Here is a 17,130-nt window from a genome sequence, read left to right on the forward strand (position 1 = left end):
AAGGAGGAAGAATAATGAAGGATTATTCTGGAAATACAATATATACTGATGATTTTATGTGGAATGAGATGAAAATATATGAATTACCGAAATTTCTTTATCATTACACATCATTAGAAACAGTTGCATTAATACTTAAAAATATGACTCTACGCTTTAATAGGCTTGACAAGGTAAATGATTTAAATGAAGCTTCTTCTTACAACCTCCCCTATGCAAATACTTTAGTATTCTCTTCTAGTTGGACAGAACACTCAGAAGAATCTATTCCCATGTGGAGAATGTACACAAGAGATATGGAGGGAGTTAGAATTAAACTCCCTATTAATATGTTTAAAGGAAGAGCAAGCCCAAATGTGTTTGAGAAAGGCGGAGCTACTCTTAGCCTTGAAGAAGCTATTTTAATAAATAGAGAAGGTCTAGATTACAACATTAATACAAGAGTAATTCAAGGTCCAAATAAAATATACTATTCTGATGAAGAAAAGCATCTTCGATCAAATGTTATAATGAACTATGATGACAATGTCAAAGTATCTTTATACGACTTAGGCATGTTCAAACAGAAATGTTGGGAATACGAACAAGAATGGAGATTCAAGTTACTTGGATTTACACATGAATCACACTTACCAAACGATAGCTTTACAAAAGATATATTAAATCTTGGAAAATACCCAATTAAGAATACATTTATAGATGTTCCTTTAGAACCAAGCGTATTCAATGAAGCTGAATTTACAATTGGACCTAAATCAACTGAAGCACATTTTCTTCTTTTAGAAAGCTTAATAGAGAAGTATTCACCACACGCCACTATTAACCGTAGCAGTTTACAATTAAGATAAAGGCAAGTAAATTATTAGTGATTTTCAAGCACAAAATTACTGATTAATAAAGCAGATGTAATATAGAGAGCACCTTTAGACAGAATGCTCTCTTTTGCATTTTTCCTAAAATGAGCTTCCACCAGTATGGCCTTCTTTGCAAACTAAAAGCTTAATAAAGGAAACTTGTTCGCATAGCAATTTGTTCTCCTTGATTTACTATAAGTGGATCTTTATTTTTTTCTAAAAATTTAGCAATTTGATTTAGATTTCCATTAATTTTCTCGTTGATTGGCATATTGGGATTCAATAAGAGAACGTTGTTAATCGTAGAAGCTACTTCATAAAGATCATCTTCATCTATTGTTTTTTCAATGTGATATTGCATCTTTTTAAAAAACCATTCAATTTCGTTCAAATCAACCATCGGGTAATATTGTATTTTGTAAAGATTCTCTTCATCAAGGACGTCCAATTCAAATATGGCTTCAAGTTCTTCTTTACTTAAATGAACTTCAGAAAGTTCATATTCACCCTCTGCTGCTTCTTCATCAACAGTGTACTCAACTGTATAAAGCCCCTCAATGAATTCATCAAAGTAATTTGCTAATTTAAAGTCTTCTTCCATCTCAACATCAAAATAATGAATTGCAGGATTCTCTTTCGTTTTTCGATAATCCATAGCTACCCAATTATGGCCATCCCCATTAATTAAAACAAGCCCTTCTGGCAACTCCCACTCTTTTATTAAGTAGGCACTATCCATAATCCCTTCATCTTCAGCAATTCCCAGCAGGTGATTAAATTGAATGTGATCCTCAGCCCATGAATTAGAGTGAGTCGTTGGAAAAGCATTATGAACTGTATAACCACCATTCTGTTCTAATATGAGCTTTTTATATGTAACAGGTAAAATTACTCCAAGCTTTTTTTCTGCTTTAGCTATTTTTTTCTCATTTATCTTCTCCAACGTATAATAGCCTTCTTCATCTATTTCCCAAAATGGTTTCAAGGTTTGTACCCCCTAGTATAATATGCACATAAGTATACCATTTTAAATGGTTTTGTTTGACAAGTTTTCTTTATGTTAACTGCTATTATAACCTTTGCATTTTTGATTATATAAATTATTTGAATAGAAGGAAAAAGATGATGTAGCAACTCGGAAGGATTGACGTGGATCGAAGAAAGGGATGTATTTTCTTTTTGTAGAACTAGCCCAAAAAGTTATTTCCTATAAAAAAACAGACCTCTTCAGGCCTGTTTTTAAGTTGCATATTGATGATATTGAATAATTAAATCATCTGTAATTGCACAATTTTGTCCTTCTCTGTACGCTCTATACCATGGACCACCTGATTGATGAGTTTTATCAACCAAAGTATAAGCATCTAAATCACCATATTTCAGCAAAGTGTCTTTTATACAATCTAAGGCAGCTGTTCCATGTTCAGAAGTCCATATTTTTATAAGTGAAGGAGTAAATGCAACTTCTTCCGTTCTAAGTAGAAAAGTTTCGTCTTCTTTATAATCAATTTGAGAACTTCCGTGAATTCTATATCTAGAAAATATATCTTCAACCACCGGACCATATTTAAAAGCAACAATTGGATCTTTAAATAATTTTGAACCTGTTCTAATTAGGAATTCAGAATAGATATAATAGAGTAATTTTTGTAATTTCAAATGTGATACCGGATATATAGCAAGAATAAATTTTGCAACATCGTAAGCAGTAAGCTGTTGATCATTAGATACTACCTCTACAAAGTCATCAATCCGATTTGTTATTATTACATCATCAAAGAAAGAATCCATTCGAACTACCGAATCCCACGTTGTATCATCTGTTATTAATTTGTGAATGCCTATTTGTACATGCCCGCATTCTTTTTTCATCCTAGTCATGAACAACTTAATATATTCTTTATCAAGTTCTTGAACACTTGCATAGTGCCAACCGTATCTTCTACCACCCGAAAAATCGCTTACGATTGCAATAAAATGAAAAGCCATTTTTAAACACCTTCCATTTCCAATTCAATTTCTGTAGAGTTTTTATAAATTTCAGCCCATTTTCTATGCTCTTGTTTGTATTGTGTATGTGAAATATTATTTTTTTCTAGATCAGTTAAACACCAAATCTGTATTTCCCAAGGAAAGTAGGACCATTCTTCTCCATACAAATAAATATGAAACGCCTTATATTCACCTTTTGAGGAGTCCATAAAATCAATTCTATTATTATAAATTTGTTTCAATTTTTGACAGGTTTTTTGGAAACATTCATTATTATGGTCAAAATTATTTGGATGTATTCTAAATCCAAATAAATCATTTAAGCATTTATTAATAGGGATTTTCCCCTCTTCTTTTTTCCCCACTAAATAATACTTAAGTTTATTAATAATTGATGTAGTCTCTTTTGTTCTTGACCTCAAGGTTAAACCTCTATATTTATTTCCTAAATCAGTATATGCAGCGTATAAAATTAATTTCTCTCTATAATTGGAAATCAACTGCAAAAATAAATTATCCACTGAGAAAGTGTTTACTTCTTTGACATGAGTTACATGGTTAATCTGTTTTCTTTTTAAATTTATCAGCTCATCCTTCTTCTCTAGCTTAAATTCATTTGAAATTTCTTTATGTGCCTCATTAATATCATTAATCAGCTCAAAAAAGGATTCACAGAATAACTCTAATTCACAAGTGCAATTTATCAATGTTCAATTCCCCAATGCAGAAATGTTTGTTTCTGTTCGTTTCTGTTCGTTTCTGTTCGTTTCTGTTCGTTTCTCTTTCATTCTACTCTTTCTTGTGTATATCTACAATGATTTAAGTTGTTTTTCTCAAAATTCATATTTTACACAACACGAATTATAATCGCTCTTTTCCTCCACCTCATTTCCGTTCTAATTTCGTTTAGATAAACTCTATCCCCCTTTATAAATAGGTGGCAATCGTATCTTTTTATAATTGCAATATTGATAAGGACAAAAATAAAAAAATAGCATTAATCAACTCTTAGCTTAAATGTCTCTATATCATTGTCTGGTAGGAATAAATTAAGCACCTTAAAAAAATCTTTAATTTTTTATGTTATAATTTAACAATATAAGGAGGGATTTCTATGGATGCTTCAGCAATTATTGAATTCAGAAGAATTGAAAGTTTAAATGATAGTGAAGGGGAATTTATTTTTCGCACTACTAAAGAGGAGATTGAAAAAAATTTAAAAACCGGAGAATTTGATTTGTGGAAAGGTGATATTTTCTCAATCCAAACCGATGAAGGAATTAAAAAACACAAAGTACTAAGGGTAAAGTATAACCCTCTCAATGACAATAAACGTATTTATTTTGTAACTGCACTTAAAGACTAATATAAATTCCCCATTTTTATAAATGGGGAATTTAATTTGGTCAAATCAGTTTAGCATTTTCTGTAGCTTTTTCTTTGTTTTAGGTCCAAAAATACCATCAGCAACGAGTCCATGCATGAGCTGGAACCGCTTGACCGCATTCGCAGTTTTCGGTCCATAATAGCCATCAATCCCGTTGTTTTTAGCTCCCTTTTCAGGATAGAAATATACAGCAGCCAGAGCCTCCTGCAATGCTTTTACTCCATCGCCCTTTGTCAAAGGCGTGGTTACTTTAATAATGCCAGATGGCAAGTTAAATGATTTTTTAGGTTTACTCGTTTTTGGCTTGGATGACGTATTTTTGACAGGTGTCGCTTTCACAGGTTTCGCTGTTGCCTTTTTCCCTGTATGAGCGGTTGCAATACCCGCCTTGAAGCTGTCCCAGCGATTAAGCAGCTTTCGTGGACATTGTTTACCGCTCCATCTCTTATGAGGCACAACGTTGGCCAATGGAATACCTTGATCCTGCATCAGCTGACGAATTAGCCATTGAGCGTTCTCTACTGCCTTTTCAAAGTTACCATCAGTATTTTCACAAATTTCAATGCCGATCGACTTCATGTTACCTTTTCCCCGACCGTCTCCCGCATGCCATCCGTTTTCGTTGAGCGGCAAATGCTGATAGATGACACTATCATCCACAGTAAAGTGCCAGCTCACCGCTGTACTAGACCTTTTGACGAATGCAGCGTGACTTGCTGCGTTAGCTCCTTTTGCTGTATTGGCTGTATTATGGACCGTAATATATATCGGCTTCATCCCATTTCCTGGTCTGTTGCGGTTACCCTTAGGAATAAAATCCTTAATGATTTTTACCACTTTCATCGTCTCCTTTGATCAATTTTATATAAAAAGAGCCACCAAATGGCAGCTCTTTATTTTGTTAATCCTTTTTGTTTTAAAACTTCTTTTTGAAGCTTACCTTTATCGGTCACATAGTTATTTTTAAACCATGCGACAAGCGTAGTAACGATTGTGAAGATCATTGAGCCAGCAAGATACAACGTATCAGCCAGTGAAGTAACTTGATCTTCACTGATCGGCAAGATTGGCTTGCCAAATAGAATTAACGCTTGGTTGATCAATGCCATAAATAGAAGCACCGTGCGGATCACCGTGCCTTTGTCGAAGTTTTTCATAAATGTTCCCTCCTATTTTAAATTCCGTTCAATTTTATCGAGCTTGTCGATCACGACATCATACTTTTCACTAAACTTTGCTAACACATCATTTTGCGCCTCGATTTGCTCATTGAGCTTGTTTTCTCTTTCCTTTGTCGTGTTGAGAACATAAAACAATACCCAACAAAAAAGGACCGCAAAGGGTCCTTGTGTCATCAAATATTGCGCCAAATCCATTTCCACCATAATCACCTACTCCCTCACTTTGTACCCCCCCTTAAAGAAGGCAAAATAAAAAGCCCTTTTAGACTTCGTACTGTTCTCCCGTTATTTCTTGATAATCTTCTTTGTTAATCCAACCGATTTCTACATAAAAAGCAATATCCTCTGGACCATAACACTTCCAATCCCAAAACTGCTTTATATCCGCGACTGTTGGATATATCATGATTTTTCACCACCCTTCAACTCCTGCATCTCAGTCATGAGTTGAGCCAATTGTTTCGCCATTTGTGCTTCGCGCAGTTTGGCTGCAGCTGCTTCCTTTGACAGTTCAGTCAATTGTTTAGTTAACACCGCATTTTGCTGCTTTAGTAACTCAATATCATACGGCGGTTGCTCTGTTTGTAAGCTATCAATGTACTCCTGGCTTGCCGACTCACTCCATGTCTTGCTTGTGGGATTGTATTTCGCAATGTACAACCCTTCTTGCGGTTGAACGTCTGTAAACCCCTTTGGAATTTCAGCATCATCGGGTATTTCTTTATCCCCACCAGGTACATACTTGAAAACCTCATCGTACGCGTATATTGGCTTCATATGATTTATCCCTCCTTTGCTTTGAACATGCAGTTCACAACAATAAACTCAGTATTGCTGCTTGTGCTTTGTATGCAGAAACGGCCATCAGTTGCGATATATTGTCTACTATATTGAGGTCCTTTAAAACCACCGGTACTTGAAGCGACTCCAAGATTGTAGAAAGGAGCAACTGGTTCACATCCTTCTGGTAACATAAAGGCAGGTACATCACCTAATGTCCCTCCGGCAATTGCTCCCTTAACAGTAACAGTTCCCAGCGCATCCTTTGCAACACGTACCCGATAATCATTATTGACCTCAGACTGATATGTTTTCCAACCGTTGCCGATCGTAGGATACTTCCAATTGAGTTTTGCCTCTGCGTCAGTAAGAACACGTTTCCAACCTGTAAAATTCCTCTCTGTATGGACAGTTCCGACCCAATGTGAATTATCGAAACTCCTGCATACATGGATGTCTTTTCTAGTTACAGCAGCTTCAACATCAATATTGAACCAACCTGAGTCGTTTATAGTCGGCATGTTTGTAAGGTATTGCCCAGCTGCATAATAACGGCCAGGAGGCAATGATAAGACATCTGTTCCGTTTAATACTTTGGGGAGCGGTTTTCGTTCACCCGAATCTTGAGTCAATTTATAGAGTTGAGCATTGTTCCATTTATCTTGTTCAGCTATTGTCGGGAGCCTCGTCCAAGTGATAGATATATGGTTGGAATTATAGTAGAAGTAGTATGCATTACCTGACGTGTCTACCGCAAAGCCAGTCCCAATCTTATCTTGGCCAACTGTCTGTATTCCTCTTAAATAGGCGTTACTAGGGGCAGGGGAATCTTCTACCCCTGGGGATGCAATGAAAGTACAGGTCCCCTTGTCTTTTATCGCATCAAAAATACTTCCGTCAGTTGGAACAGAAATCAAGTATTTGCCGTCATCAGCTGTGATCTTATAAAGCTGCGATTCATTCCATTTCTTCTTCTCTACTGCAGATGCATGCGGCTGAGTATCGCCAATATGTTCTATGATCTGATCTAACAGTCCAGTATCATTTTCAAGTAATACTTTCACCATGTCATTGAACAGATCCGCATGAGCTTTGTCGCTTGTTTCAAAAGCCTTAGGAGATTTAATGTCCATCTATGAGCACTCCTTTCCTAGTAAATATCATCAATCTCAAAGATGAATTCGATGTCACCGTCTTTTTGCTTGTCCGTCATGGTGCGGATCGCAGTAAACTTTCCATCTTCATCAACAAGAGCCAATTCGTTGATGACTTCTCCTGCCAGTTCTCCTTCAGCGATGGTGCACGTGTACCGGATCTTCGCTGGCTCCATGAATTCGTATGAATCAATTTCTTTTTGAACAAGCTCACTCTTTAATTCTTGTTCTGTTCCATCCAGAGAGATTGGCTTTCCGTCCTTAGTTCCACCATTCCCAAAAGCCATCTTAACCACTTTTGTGAGCTTCGTTCCCTCCGCTCTAGCCTTCGCCATTTGTTGGCGAGCATAAAGCGTTGTAACAGTTAATTGATCAGCCATTATGATCCTCCTTTATAAATCTATTTGTTTGGACGTGGCAGCTAGATATTTTGAACCGTCTAGCGGTACTGATCCATCAAGCGTCCAATATTTCTGCTTAATGATTACACTTCCGCTTTGCTCATTTGATACATGAGTAGCCATGCGGAATGTCATTTTCTTTTTTTCTTTCCTAACATGGTTTAAGCGTGATCGAAGTGTGAGAGCTGCTTGTTGATACGTTTCGTGTTTGGCTCCTACCATGACATATCTTGTACGTACAAGAACTTTCATTTCTTTTTTGAGCTTCATGGCCAGCTTTAAAGATTGCCGGAAGCGCACTGGAATATCTGTTGAATTGCGCGATCCGCTCAAATAAAAAGTGCCATTAAGTAAAAACTCTCCATTTAACAGAATCGGGATGTGATCAAAAAAGCCCACTCTGCTGCGCAGTGTGAGCCGGTTATGATAGCCTTTGATTTCATGAACATCCGTATGATGAACGCTTGTGAATTTGTAAGCCAAGTGTGCAGGCTTTAAGTTTTCAAGCGTCTCCACAATGTATCTGGTGTTCTGCAGGTCATCCAAATTAACACGAAGGGAGAAATGATAGCGGCCTGTCGTTAGACGAACCACTGCGCTAGGGTTCTTCAAGAACCGGTTCACTGCTCTTTCTAGTGATGCATACGTGATCGGTGGAATGTTTGACATGAGATTCAATACACGTGCCCTGCGCAGCTCAATAGAATCACCTGATTCACGCTGCACCTTCAACATTCTTTCCCATCGATTAAGCCCCCATGTGGCAGTGAGCGGAAACAGTTGATCAGTCATATCAAAAATAGAATCGTCTAGCCTTTCCATCTCAGGAGCTTCGGATTTCATGAGCTCATCAAAATCTGTGATCTCTGTAAGATAAGCAGGAAGGTAAGCTTTCATTTCATCAAGCTTGCTCAATGACGTTCACCTGCCCTAGACGCGGAATTTCAATGTCCTGAAGCGGCAAGTTTTTGGCTTCACCGTTGATCAACACATCCGCATAATCAGAGACACTATCCGCATGATACAAAATGTCATTGATCGCTGACATTCTGATCACATTTTCTTCAAAGGCAAGTGATTTTAGAAACGCTTTGACCTTCTCTTCAATTTCCTCTTGTGCATCCTCAATGGAGTAATCCATTTTAAGCTCCACAGATACGGACACCTCAACATCTTTCCACTTGGCGCTTTCAATAGTGGCAGTAGCCCCGATTGGTGCTTGGCCTTCTCCTTCGCCTGGAACCGGATCAATGTACTCCTGCACCTTATTGACAAGCAGATCCGTCGCAACATCAAAATTCCCATCTGTGATGACAATTTTGACCGTTCCTTCTCCGTTCCAAAGAGGAAAAACCTTTGCCCTGCCAACTCCTTCTACTTCTTCAGCCCACTTTTTATAGTGAGCTTTGTTGGCACTGACAGCCTCCCGCCTTGCCCTCATCAAGTACCTTTCATACAGCGCTTCATCGTCTTCTTCTTCTTGACCAGGTATTTTCAGCTCCTCGAAAATGACTGATTCTAAACCTGGTATGTTATCGAGTGACAGGAGCGGCAGCTCTGCAAAATTCCCGTTCCCTATAGAACCCGCTGTTTCACTTTTCAAAGTTCCATCGGATTGAAATTGAAAATATAGACTATCAATGTAGAACCTTGATCCTGTTGGTATTCTGATACCTTCAGGCGAGACTTCAACGGACCATACAGCACTTGTGGCCGCTTTACGAGTGATCCCCACTTCAGCAGCTCGTCTATCTAAAAATTCTCCCTGTGCTGTATCCGCAAAGACAAGATCGAATACCTGATCTAGCCATATATAAGATTGAGCAAGTTCGGCAGCTGCAGGAGCCAACGCATTCCATATCACGCTGTTTTCTCTTTTATCTATGTCATCAGGTATTCTTTCCAACATGCGTTCCATGATGGCTTCATACGATTGTTCCTCAAACATCTCCGATCACCTCCTCGATCTCCAAGGTCCCTTCATCAGTCACCACGTCAAATACCACCTTAAAGACTGCACCCTCTTTAGTGATCTGAAAATCTTGCACACTTTCAATTCTTTCATCTACTAAAAGAGCTTCTTCAATGAGCCGCGGGATTTCCATCTCCTTGTATTCGTCCGTTGATTCTTCATCAGACACAGCTTCCTGCACTTCGCATCCTACGTCATGGCTATAAACGGCATGTGAATATCGTTCCGTTCGCAAAGCCATATAGACGAATTGGCGAATGGCATCGAGACCATTAATCTTTTCATTGGTTAGACGTCCTGACTCGAAGTCGATACGGTAGGTGGTCGAAGGTTCAACAATATCCTCTTCGTCCTCATCCAAATCCTCAATCTCTTCTTCAGGTGAAAGAACCATTATGAACCACCTCCTACTACTTTATCTAAGATGTAAAACGTTTGTCCGCCTGTCATCGCAAGGACCATGACACTATCGCCTTCTTCTAGCTCATCATCTTCCCCCTCGTCTAAGCGGGCTGGCCAGATAAGAAGTTCTTCAGGAATGATGAGTTTATCATTCTCATTGAGTCGAACACTAAGAGGGGAAACAGACACCACATCACCGAGTATCAATTCCATTGGTGATTGTGCATCAACAGCATCGACAGCCAATCGCTTAATTGCCTCGCTTAGTTTCATGTCTGGTTCCCCGTTGGGATCGTATTCTTTTCAACGACATCAATCGTCATGGTGTGTTTGGTTCCTTTAAATTCATGGCTGTCTTGATCGATCCAGTACGTTTTTTTGATACCGATATCAGGAATGATGATGCGTATTGGCATGCCGCTTTGTAATCCAGGAATACCTAGAGCTTGGATACTTTTGAGTTCTTTTTTCACGCCCTTTTTCTGTGAGAGACGAACATCAGCCCTCTTTTGCAGCTGTGCCTGATTGATTTCCCCTGACACTCTTTCGACGTGCTGCAGGATGCCGTATTTACTTCTAGCAGCACTATCATTCGCCACAGCCAACATCTCAATCTCTTTCTTTTGAGTGATAGTTTTCGGCTTCGTGGTTTTAGTCGTTCTCTTATCTTTTTCTTTATCTGTAGACTTCGATTTCTTTTTTTCCTTCTTTAAAACTTTGATTTTTTCCACACGTGTCGCTCTCATCTTCACACGTGTGGCCGTTTCCTCAATCGATGTGCTGTATTGATAATCAATGAGATTCACGCCTGATTCAATGACCCATACTTCGGACGGATCAGGCCACGCTCTCAGCCCCATCTTTCCTTTAGCAGAATAGATTTGATAGTTATGCCCTGTTTGCTTCTTTGTTTCTTTCAACGCCTGCAGGATGATGTCATAAAGGCTTGTATCGTTTTTGAATACAAGTGATTTAATGACATGGCCAGTGTTAGCGATCGACGTCATCGGGATCTGAAAATCTTGACCAAGCCGCTTCATTATTTGATCAGCTCTCTTATTTGAAAATACATACACATCCTGGTTCTTCACCAAATACTGAAGCATGTCGTAAGCAGTAAAAGTGAGCTTTTCGTCCTTCGGCTTTCTTGCAAATACTGTTCCTCTGAAAAGCTCTTTTCCCTTCCACTTGAAAAGAACCGTGTCACCCTCTTTGACGCTGTAATATGTTTGACTGCCCTGTTTAGTGATAATATTTGCCTGAATAGAGCGAGGGGCCTGATACCTTTGCCCCCGAAGTGTCACACTCTCTGTCACAAGCTCGTACATGGTTCCGCTTCTGATGGCAAAAAGCTCAATCAATGTCAGCCCCCCTATTGTGGTATTTTTAATTTTTGACCAGGGAAAATCCAATGCCCTGGTTGTCTAATATTGCGTCTACTTCGTTTGATCATCGCGGCTTTATTCGCATTCCAAATGCGGCGCCATTTTGTGCTATCACCATAGAAGCGGCCAGAAATATCCCACAAGGTATCACCCTTTTTAACGGTGTACACTTTAGGTGCGCTTTTTGAGCTGCGTTTTTTGCTGCTCTTTTTGGCTTTCCTTTTAATTTTTCTAGGTGATGCAGTTTTATATTCTTTAAGCTGCAGCGTGAATTCTCGATCACCAACATCATAAGTACCCTCATTGTGATTGAAGCTTTCTATGCTGCATTGCATATTTATTTTTGTCCCTGTGACAATAAAGCGTACAGGCTTTTTTGATTTCATGAATCGCTCTATTTTGGCGATCGCATTCTCTGGTGAAGGAATGCTTTTATATTCGGCAATCGGTGTATATTTCTTTGGAAAAAACGTTGTAAATGAAATTTGGCGAGCCCCTGGTACATCCAAAAATGTAAGCTCGCCAAATTTTGATACTTTGATAGATTCATTTTGTACGTTGTTGTTCAGTTCAAGTTTTTCAGGAAGGACAGGGAATCGTAATTTGTCCTTCCCTTGCGAAATCCAAAGTTGATATTTTGATTTAGCCATCGATCACGACCCCCTTCGTTCCTGTGTTGATTTCATTCTCTAACTCATCAATCAACATCTGTTTGATCTTCTCTGCAAGCCCTTCTGCATCTTGGCCATTATGATAATGCTGCTCACCATTAAAATTAATGATGATCTGTTTTGATCCACCAGAAGCAGAAGGTGCATTCGTTGTGCCAGCTGTTACAGTTTGCACCTGCCCTTGTGAAAGCTCAGATGATGCAGTGTTGGCCGGATCATATACGTCCATTCCTAAAGCCTGTGCAGCTTGAGCCAACAAGTAGCGACCACGTATGCCTCGTTCTTCAGGAATAATCCATTCACGCTTGTTTCCTTCACCGACTCTAGCTATCTGTTCCTGAGTGATCAGTCCCCCGTTTGCATAACCCTTATATGGTCCACCGTTTCTGATACTTCTCAATCCAGGCGTGTTGTACACATTCCCATATCTGCCTTTGATGTAATTGATAGCAGCTGCAGCATTATGGATCGGGTTCCAGATGTCGTTCATGCCGCTTGCCTTATTAGAATTAAAGGTCGGATCAATGGTCTGCATCAATCCTTTAGATGGCGTTCCTCTTTTGGCGTTTGAATCCCATAGGTTGATCGCTTTCGGGTTTCCACGTGACTCATGCTGCGCGATCGTCATCAAACCAGGTAACCAGCTCATAGATGTACCGGTTGCCATCAGAGCTGCCATAAGCCATTGTTGAACACTCAGATTAGATGCGCCCATTCCACTAAATGCAGCAATTAAGGAACCGGCTTGATTCTCTGCGAATTTCTTTACATCAACTGAATCAAGACCTTTGACGACACCGATTGATGCGAATTTCCCAAGACTCATCATGACACGTGAAGGAGAATGAATATCTAATTCTTCTCTAAACGCCTGTTCTACTTTCTTCGCCATGTCCTTGGCCGCTTGTGTCACTTCGCTTCCTTTTGACCTCATACCGCTATTGAATGAGTCAATCAGTCCACCGCCCCATGTAGGTGACTCTTGTCGGGCAGATAAGAAAGGTTGTCTTACATTTTGATCTAAGAATTGACCTGTGCCAGTTGGTGTCATGTTTTGACCTGCAGCAAAGCCGGTGACAGTTTGCGCTCCATACTGCGGAGTCGATGTCTGAATTTGAGTAAATGGTTGCTTGATATTGGCTTGTTTCCACTGTTCAAGCGAAACGACTTTGCTGTTTAACCCTTTTTCAAAGTCAGTGCTAAACTGTTCCCCGTATTTTGATGCGTTGCCCGCGTCTCCAATTGATACTGATCCACTTGCAGAAGTGGAAACTGCTGAAGCAGCTGCCGGTCTCATAGGAGATGATGAGCTTGCTGGAGAGGTTGGTGATGCACCGTTTGGCACAACAGACATTCCAAGGTGAGAAGCAGCCTGAGCAAGCAACATCTTTCCTCGACCTTTATTGTTTTCAGTCGGGATGACAAACTCTTTCCCCGCTTCACCTATCCATGAAAGTGTTGGCTTTGTGATATAACCACCGGTGGCTTTCTGATCTGGCTTTTTCCCCTTAGTAGGGATTTTTTTATATCCTGTCTTTTCTTCACCTGTCTTTTCAAAAAATTTAAATACATTTCCGTTGGTTTCTTTAATTTTACCGACTACATTTCCTACAACTCCAAAGATTCCTTGCCATGTCTTTTTTAAGTTCTCAGCATGCTTTTTTAATGGATTAAATACTTTCTCTTCAAACCATCCACTCACTGTCTTCCAGATACCTTTGATAATTCTCCAGGCATCTTGGAATTTCTCCCACACAAAGGAAATCGCTGGTTCTGCATATTTTTTATATGGTTGCCACACGTATTCATCAAACCATTTGGCAAGAATAATCCAAGTGGTTTTAATCCAGTTCCACGTATTTTTAAACAAATTCCATATAAAGATAATGGCTGGCAAAGCGTAAGTTTTAAACGGTTGCCATACATACTCATCAAACCAAGTTGCAAGTATCACCCATGTTGTTTTAATCCAGTTCCATGTACCTTTGAATAGATTCCAGATAAACATGATTGCTGGAATGGCATATGTCTTAAATGGTGTCCACACATATTCATTAAACCATTCAGACAATACTCCCCATGTCTCTTTGATCCAATTCCATGTATCAACAAGTTTATTCCATACCCATCCAATGGCTTCTACTGCATATTTACCATATGGTTTCCATACCTTTTCCATGAACCAAGTTGATGCAACACCCCATATGGTTTTAATAATGTTCCAAGCAACGGTGAAAACACCAACCACAAAGTTGACGATTGGTACGACAAAGTTATAAATAGGTATGAATACGTTTTCCATGAACCAGTTAGAGACTTTCTCCCAAGTGGTTTTAATTTTTGTCCATGCTTTTTCAAAAAAACCACCAATTGGTTCAGCAACGTTGTCATTGAACCAAGTAGAAATATCTTTCCAAGTATCTTTAATCCACTTGATTGCATCCTCTGACCATTTGACGATCTCATCCCATTTTTTCTTGATGGTTCCGTTGTCGAACATCTTTCCAATCCATTTGCCAAGATCACCGCCAAAGATGCTTCCTAAGATTCCACCGATAGCTGTACCGATACCAGGTGCGATCATTGTTCCGATTGCGGCTCCACCAATACCGCCACCTAGATTTCCTGTGAACCCACCGATCTTCTCGCCTTTATTATCATTGTTCATACCGATTAACTCTGTTGCGGCAATCAGTGTACCGAGAATAGGAATGCGTTTTCCAATACTCTTTGCACCTTTACCGAGATTTCCTAAGAATCCACCGCCACGCCCTTGGTTTGGCGTTGTTGGACGTACCGGTTCCCCTCTATTGATCCAAGGCTGACGATATTCAGGAGGTCGTTGGTTCCTTGGTGGTCGCCCTGCTCCTCCAGAACCTCCAATTACACCACCGCTCGTTCCTGCTCCCATTCCTCCTCTTAAACCTTTGCCCCATTTGTAGGCAGCAAAAGCGCCAGAAAGAATGGATTTGAGCGGCTTTAATAACGTGGCCACTTTTCCGAGGAATGCGAGTGCAAATGCATTGGCAATCAAAGCACCAGCAATTGATCCTTCTCCTGTTAGGGCATTCCAGTTGATCTCGCCAATTTTCTTGGCGATCCGAATACCTAATTGCACAGGATCAAGAGCTTCAAGAAACGATTCAATGAATATCTTTCCTGCCTTTGCTCCTGCATCAGTGAAACTGTCCTCGGAAGATTTGTCATCAATACCAAGTAGACCGTTGATAACACCGTTTATGATGCCGCCGTAAGTCTTCCCGACATTCTCGGCCATTTTGAAAAGACCAGGCTTTCCTGTCTTTTCCCACCATTGGCCAAAAACGTCTTTCGTATTATCAAGAACGAGCTTCCACCGAGTTTCAAAGTCCATTTTCCTGTATTTTTCTAGCTGTTCAAAGTGCTTCTTCAGTTTAGGGTTGTCTTTAAACTTGACCTTCAGTTCTTGTGTCTGTTTCTTGGTTAACTTCTCACCAGGGAACAAGATTTTGAACTGATCACCAATAAATCCGAAAACACTCTTTGTCGGATCAAGGAAGCTGTTAGCAAATTTCTTGCCCGTCTTTTCAGCTTTATTGGAAAGATCGGTCAGTACAAAGGAGTATTCCCCACGCCATGTTCTAAACGCTTCAAGAGCGGGTTGGAACGCAGCTGCAAGCCCTTTACCCCAAGGCATAAGGATGCTGTTGTTGATGAATGATTTGACACCCAGAAATAAGTTGGCCAAGTTGTCCGACATTTTGATCATCATATCGTTGTATTTGCCAAATTCCTTCGTTACTTCTGGCCAAGTTTTATTTATGTCCTTGCCGCTCTTTGCAAGCTTCTCTAGTTTCCCTCTGGCATCACCAGAGATCGCCCCCATTTCTTGCAGAGCTGCCGTTGCGTCACCGATAGGACGCCCCGATTTAATGCCGTCATATAAACGCCCCATCCATAACGCAACTTCGGAAAATGGCCGTTGAACACCTGCGGCAACGTCCCCTACTAGCTTCATTCCTTCAGTCGTAGAAAGGGCATTGCCCGTAAATACTTGGAGGACGCGAGATGACTCGAAAATCTCATCACGAGTAAATGGCGTTTGCCCGGCAAAGGCTGTCAGCTCGTCCAGTCGTGCATCGGCTTTCCCTCTGCTGCCTAAGAGAGTTTCAAACGCAGTGGTCATGTTCTGTCGATCCGCCACCATTTTAAGTGGCACAACAATACCACATGTTGCACCGGCTCCTACTCCAAGCAAACCAAGCGTACTGGTGACAGCTGACACGATCCCTCTCAATGGCTTTGTGATTAGGTCAAGGACCTTAATTGTGGTTGTGTAAGTCCGTCCCAAATGGGTATTTGCAAATGAGACAGCCCCACGTACTGGAGCAGTGAAACGATCAATCGCGTTGATCGCCACCCTGTATTCTGTACCCAAGGTATTCCGAGTATAAGACGCTATACGGCTAACTGTACGCCGGACCATATCAACAGCTCTAATGGTATAGCTGTACCCTCGGCCAAGCTGCCGCGCTGCATATGAAGCAATACGTTTGATCCCTGCGGTTGCCCGATCATAGACCGTTATGGCAAACCGCTCTACTTTGCCAAATTTACGATCGATGTAACGACGCAACCGGACAAGTCCTGGTGTTGCCTGATCTTTAATACGCATCAGCACGCTATGAGTACGCGGCATCTTGCGTTGTAAGAAGCCATTGAACTTTCGTAGTGCTCTTGTGGCCAGATCATTTACATCAAGCGTCAGCTGATAAGTTCGCGCAAGATCGCGCAATACAAACCGCTGCACACGTCTTAATGCAATTGTGGCATTGTCCCTGATTCTTAAAGTGATTGGCCGCTCTGATCTGCGGCGCAATCTATCAAGGCGTTCTAGGTCCCCTCTGATCAAACGCAACTTACGCGTGATCCGGTCTTGTAATTCAAACCGAGCGGTTAAACGAGCCATGTC

General features: G+C 40.4%; 18 protein-coding genes and 1 pseudogene. 2 read left to right on the top strand and 17 right to left on the bottom strand.

Going from position 1 to position 17,130, the window contains the following annotated elements; translation table 11 throughout:
• Nucleotides 1–14 precede the first annotated feature (14 nt).
• Nucleotides 15–848 (top strand): DUF2971 domain-containing protein, encoded by an 834-nt coding sequence (locus GPA07_RS13585; protein ID WP_157292741.1) that lies wholly within the window; start codon nucleotides 15–17, stop codon nucleotides 846–848.
• Between the two features lie 151 nt (nucleotides 849–999).
• On the opposite strand, the gene GPA07_RS13590 is transcribed toward GPA07_RS13585, so the two are convergent.
• The 3 genes from GPA07_RS13590 to GPA07_RS13600 form a co-directional block, all read right to left on the bottom strand.
• A complete protein-coding gene (locus tag GPA07_RS13590; RefSeq protein ID WP_157292743.1) occupies nucleotides 1,000–1,839 on the bottom strand; it encodes an SMI1/KNR4 family protein in 840 nt (279 codons plus the stop codon).
• A 254-nt stretch (nucleotides 1,840–2,093) separates the two neighbouring features.
• Nucleotides 2,094–2,843: a Panacea domain-containing protein gene (locus tag GPA07_RS13595; RefSeq protein ID WP_157292745.1), complete on the bottom strand. Its 750-nt coding sequence runs from the start codon at nucleotides 2,841–2,843 to the stop codon at nucleotides 2,094–2,096.
• A 2-nt stretch (nucleotides 2,844–2,845) separates the two neighbouring features.
• Entirely contained in the window at nucleotides 2,846–3,553 is a 708-nt protein-coding gene (locus GPA07_RS13600; RefSeq protein ID WP_157292747.1) for a hypothetical protein, read from the bottom strand.
• Nucleotides 3,554–3,960: 407 nt separating this feature from the next.
• On the opposite strand from GPA07_RS13600, the gene GPA07_RS13605 reads away from it, so the two are divergent.
• The gene (locus GPA07_RS13605) at nucleotides 3,961–4,212 is read left to right on the top strand and encodes a hypothetical protein (protein WP_157292749.1); all 252 of its coding nucleotides are present in this window, start codon (nucleotides 3,961–3,963) and stop codon (nucleotides 4,210–4,212) included.
• A gap of 45 nt (nucleotides 4,213–4,257) precedes the next feature.
• On the opposite strand, the gene GPA07_RS13610 is transcribed toward GPA07_RS13605, so the two are convergent.
• From GPA07_RS13610 to GPA07_RS13675, 14 genes and pseudogenes are all read right to left on the bottom strand, one after another.
• On the bottom strand, nucleotides 4,258–5,070 hold the full coding sequence (locus tag GPA07_RS13610; protein WP_157292751.1) for a peptidoglycan recognition protein family protein: 813 nt from the start codon (nucleotides 5,068–5,070) through the stop codon (nucleotides 4,258–4,260).
• A gap of 56 nt (nucleotides 5,071–5,126) precedes the next feature.
• Nucleotides 5,127–5,390, bottom strand: a complete 264-nt coding sequence (locus GPA07_RS13615; protein WP_157292753.1) for a phage holin — start codon at nucleotides 5,388–5,390, stop codon at nucleotides 5,127–5,129.
• Between the two features lie 12 nt (nucleotides 5,391–5,402).
• The gene (locus GPA07_RS13620; RefSeq protein WP_034620157.1) at nucleotides 5,403–5,615 is read right to left on the bottom strand and encodes a BhlA/UviB family holin-like peptide; all 213 of its coding nucleotides are present in this window, start codon (nucleotides 5,613–5,615) and stop codon (nucleotides 5,403–5,405) included.
• A gap of 61 nt (nucleotides 5,616–5,676) precedes the next feature.
• Nucleotides 5,677–5,820, bottom strand: a complete 144-nt coding sequence (locus tag GPA07_RS13625; RefSeq protein ID WP_198303822.1) for an XkdX family protein — start codon at nucleotides 5,818–5,820, stop codon at nucleotides 5,677–5,679.
• The gene (locus GPA07_RS13630; protein WP_157292755.1) at nucleotides 5,817–6,191 is read right to left on the bottom strand and encodes a hypothetical protein; all 375 of its coding nucleotides are present in this window, start codon (nucleotides 6,189–6,191) and stop codon (nucleotides 5,817–5,819) included. The genes GPA07_RS13625 and GPA07_RS13630 overlap by 4 nt, the downstream gene beginning before the upstream one ends.
• Nucleotides 6,192–6,196: 5 nt before the next feature.
• Nucleotides 6,197–7,327 (bottom strand): hypothetical protein, encoded by a 1,131-nt coding sequence (locus GPA07_RS13635; protein WP_157292756.1) that lies wholly within the window; start codon nucleotides 7,325–7,327, stop codon nucleotides 6,197–6,199.
• A gap of 17 nt (nucleotides 7,328–7,344) precedes the next feature.
• The gene (locus tag GPA07_RS13640; RefSeq protein ID WP_008361274.1) at nucleotides 7,345–7,728 is read right to left on the bottom strand and encodes a phage tail-collar fiber domain-containing protein; all 384 of its coding nucleotides are present in this window, start codon (nucleotides 7,726–7,728) and stop codon (nucleotides 7,345–7,347) included.
• A gap of 495 nt (nucleotides 7,729–8,223) precedes the next feature.
• Nucleotides 8,224–8,664, bottom strand: a pseudogene (locus tag GPA07_RS19065) (YmfQ family protein); the annotation flags it as partial.
• The gene (locus tag GPA07_RS13650) at nucleotides 8,651–9,697 is read right to left on the bottom strand and encodes a baseplate J/gp47 family protein (RefSeq protein WP_157292760.1); all 1,047 of its coding nucleotides are present in this window, start codon (nucleotides 9,695–9,697) and stop codon (nucleotides 8,651–8,653) included. The gene GPA07_RS13650 and the pseudogene GPA07_RS19065, both read right to left, overlap by 14 nt.
• Complete coding sequence (locus GPA07_RS13655) at nucleotides 9,690–10,115, bottom strand: DUF2634 domain-containing protein (RefSeq protein WP_157292762.1); 426 nt, start codon at nucleotides 10,113–10,115, stop codon at nucleotides 9,690–9,692. The genes GPA07_RS13650 and GPA07_RS13655 overlap by 8 nt, the downstream gene beginning before the upstream one ends.
• Nucleotides 10,115–10,396 carry a DUF2577 family protein gene (locus GPA07_RS13660; RefSeq protein WP_135009279.1) on the bottom strand — a complete coding sequence of 94 codons (282 nt, stop codon included), beginning with the start codon at nucleotides 10,394–10,396 and terminating at the stop codon, nucleotides 10,115–10,117. The genes GPA07_RS13655 and GPA07_RS13660 overlap by 1 nt, the downstream gene beginning before the upstream one ends.
• Nucleotides 10,393–11,484, bottom strand: coding sequence for an XkdQ/YqbQ family protein (locus GPA07_RS13665; protein ID WP_157292764.1), 1,092 nt, complete (start codon nucleotides 11,482–11,484; stop codon nucleotides 10,393–10,395). Before GPA07_RS13665 ends, GPA07_RS13660 begins: the two co-directional genes overlap by 4 nt.
• Nucleotides 11,485–11,495: 11 nt before the next feature.
• A complete protein-coding gene (locus GPA07_RS13670; RefSeq protein WP_096881280.1) occupies nucleotides 11,496–12,158 on the bottom strand; it encodes a LysM peptidoglycan-binding domain-containing protein in 663 nt (220 codons plus the stop codon).
• The gene (locus GPA07_RS13675; RefSeq protein WP_157292766.1) at nucleotides 12,151–17,127 is read right to left on the bottom strand and encodes a transglycosylase SLT domain-containing protein; all 4,977 of its coding nucleotides are present in this window, start codon (nucleotides 17,125–17,127) and stop codon (nucleotides 12,151–12,153) included. Before GPA07_RS13675 ends, GPA07_RS13670 begins: the two co-directional genes overlap by 8 nt.
• Nucleotides 17,128–17,130 lie beyond the last annotated feature (3 nt).

The organism is Bacillus sp. ms-22 (assembly GCF_009759805.1).
Taxonomy (GTDB): Bacteria; Bacillota; Bacilli; order Bacillales; family Bacillaceae; genus Bacillus; species Bacillus xiamenensis.

Coding starts and splice junctions, on each gene's coding strand:
- GPA07_RS13660 (WP_135009279.1), bottom strand. CDS start 10,396: ATGAAACTAAGCGAGGCAATTAAGCGATTGGCTGTCGATGCTGTTGAT.
- GPA07_RS13630 (WP_157292755.1), bottom strand. CDS start 6,191: ATGAAGCCAATATACGCGTACGATGAGGTTTTCAAGTATGTACCTGGT.
- GPA07_RS13635 (WP_157292756.1), bottom strand. CDS start 7,327: ATGGACATTAAATCTCCTAAGGCTTTTGAAACAAGCGACAAAGCTCAT.
- GPA07_RS13655 (WP_157292762.1), bottom strand. CDS start 10,115: ATGGTTCTTTCACCTGAAGAAGAGATTGAGGATTTGGATGAGGACGAA.
- GPA07_RS13675 (WP_157292766.1), bottom strand. CDS start 17,127: ATGGCTCGTTTAACCGCTCGGTTTGAATTACAAGACCGGATCACGCGT.
- GPA07_RS13585 (WP_157292741.1), top strand. CDS start 15: ATGAAGGATTATTCTGGAAATACAATATATACTGATGATTTTATGTGG.
- GPA07_RS13615 (WP_157292753.1), bottom strand. CDS start 5,390: ATGAAAAACTTCGACAAAGGCACGGTGATCCGCACGGTGCTTCTATTT.
- GPA07_RS13605 (WP_157292749.1), top strand. CDS start 3,961: ATGGATGCTTCAGCAATTATTGAATTCAGAAGAATTGAAAGTTTAAAT.
- GPA07_RS13670 (WP_096881280.1), bottom strand. CDS start 12,158: ATGGCTAAATCAAAATATCAACTTTGGATTTCGCAAGGGAAGGACAAA.
- GPA07_RS13650 (WP_157292760.1), bottom strand. CDS start 9,697: ATGTTTGAGGAACAATCGTATGAAGCCATCATGGAACGCATGTTGGAA.
- GPA07_RS13625 (WP_198303822.1), bottom strand. CDS start 5,820: ATGATATATCCAACAGTCGCGGATATAAAGCAGTTTTGGGATTGGAAG.
- GPA07_RS13595 (WP_157292745.1), bottom strand. CDS start 2,843: ATGGCTTTTCATTTTATTGCAATCGTAAGCGATTTTTCGGGTGGTAGA.
- GPA07_RS13640 (WP_008361274.1), bottom strand. CDS start 7,728: ATGGCTGATCAATTAACTGTTACAACGCTTTATGCTCGCCAACAAATG.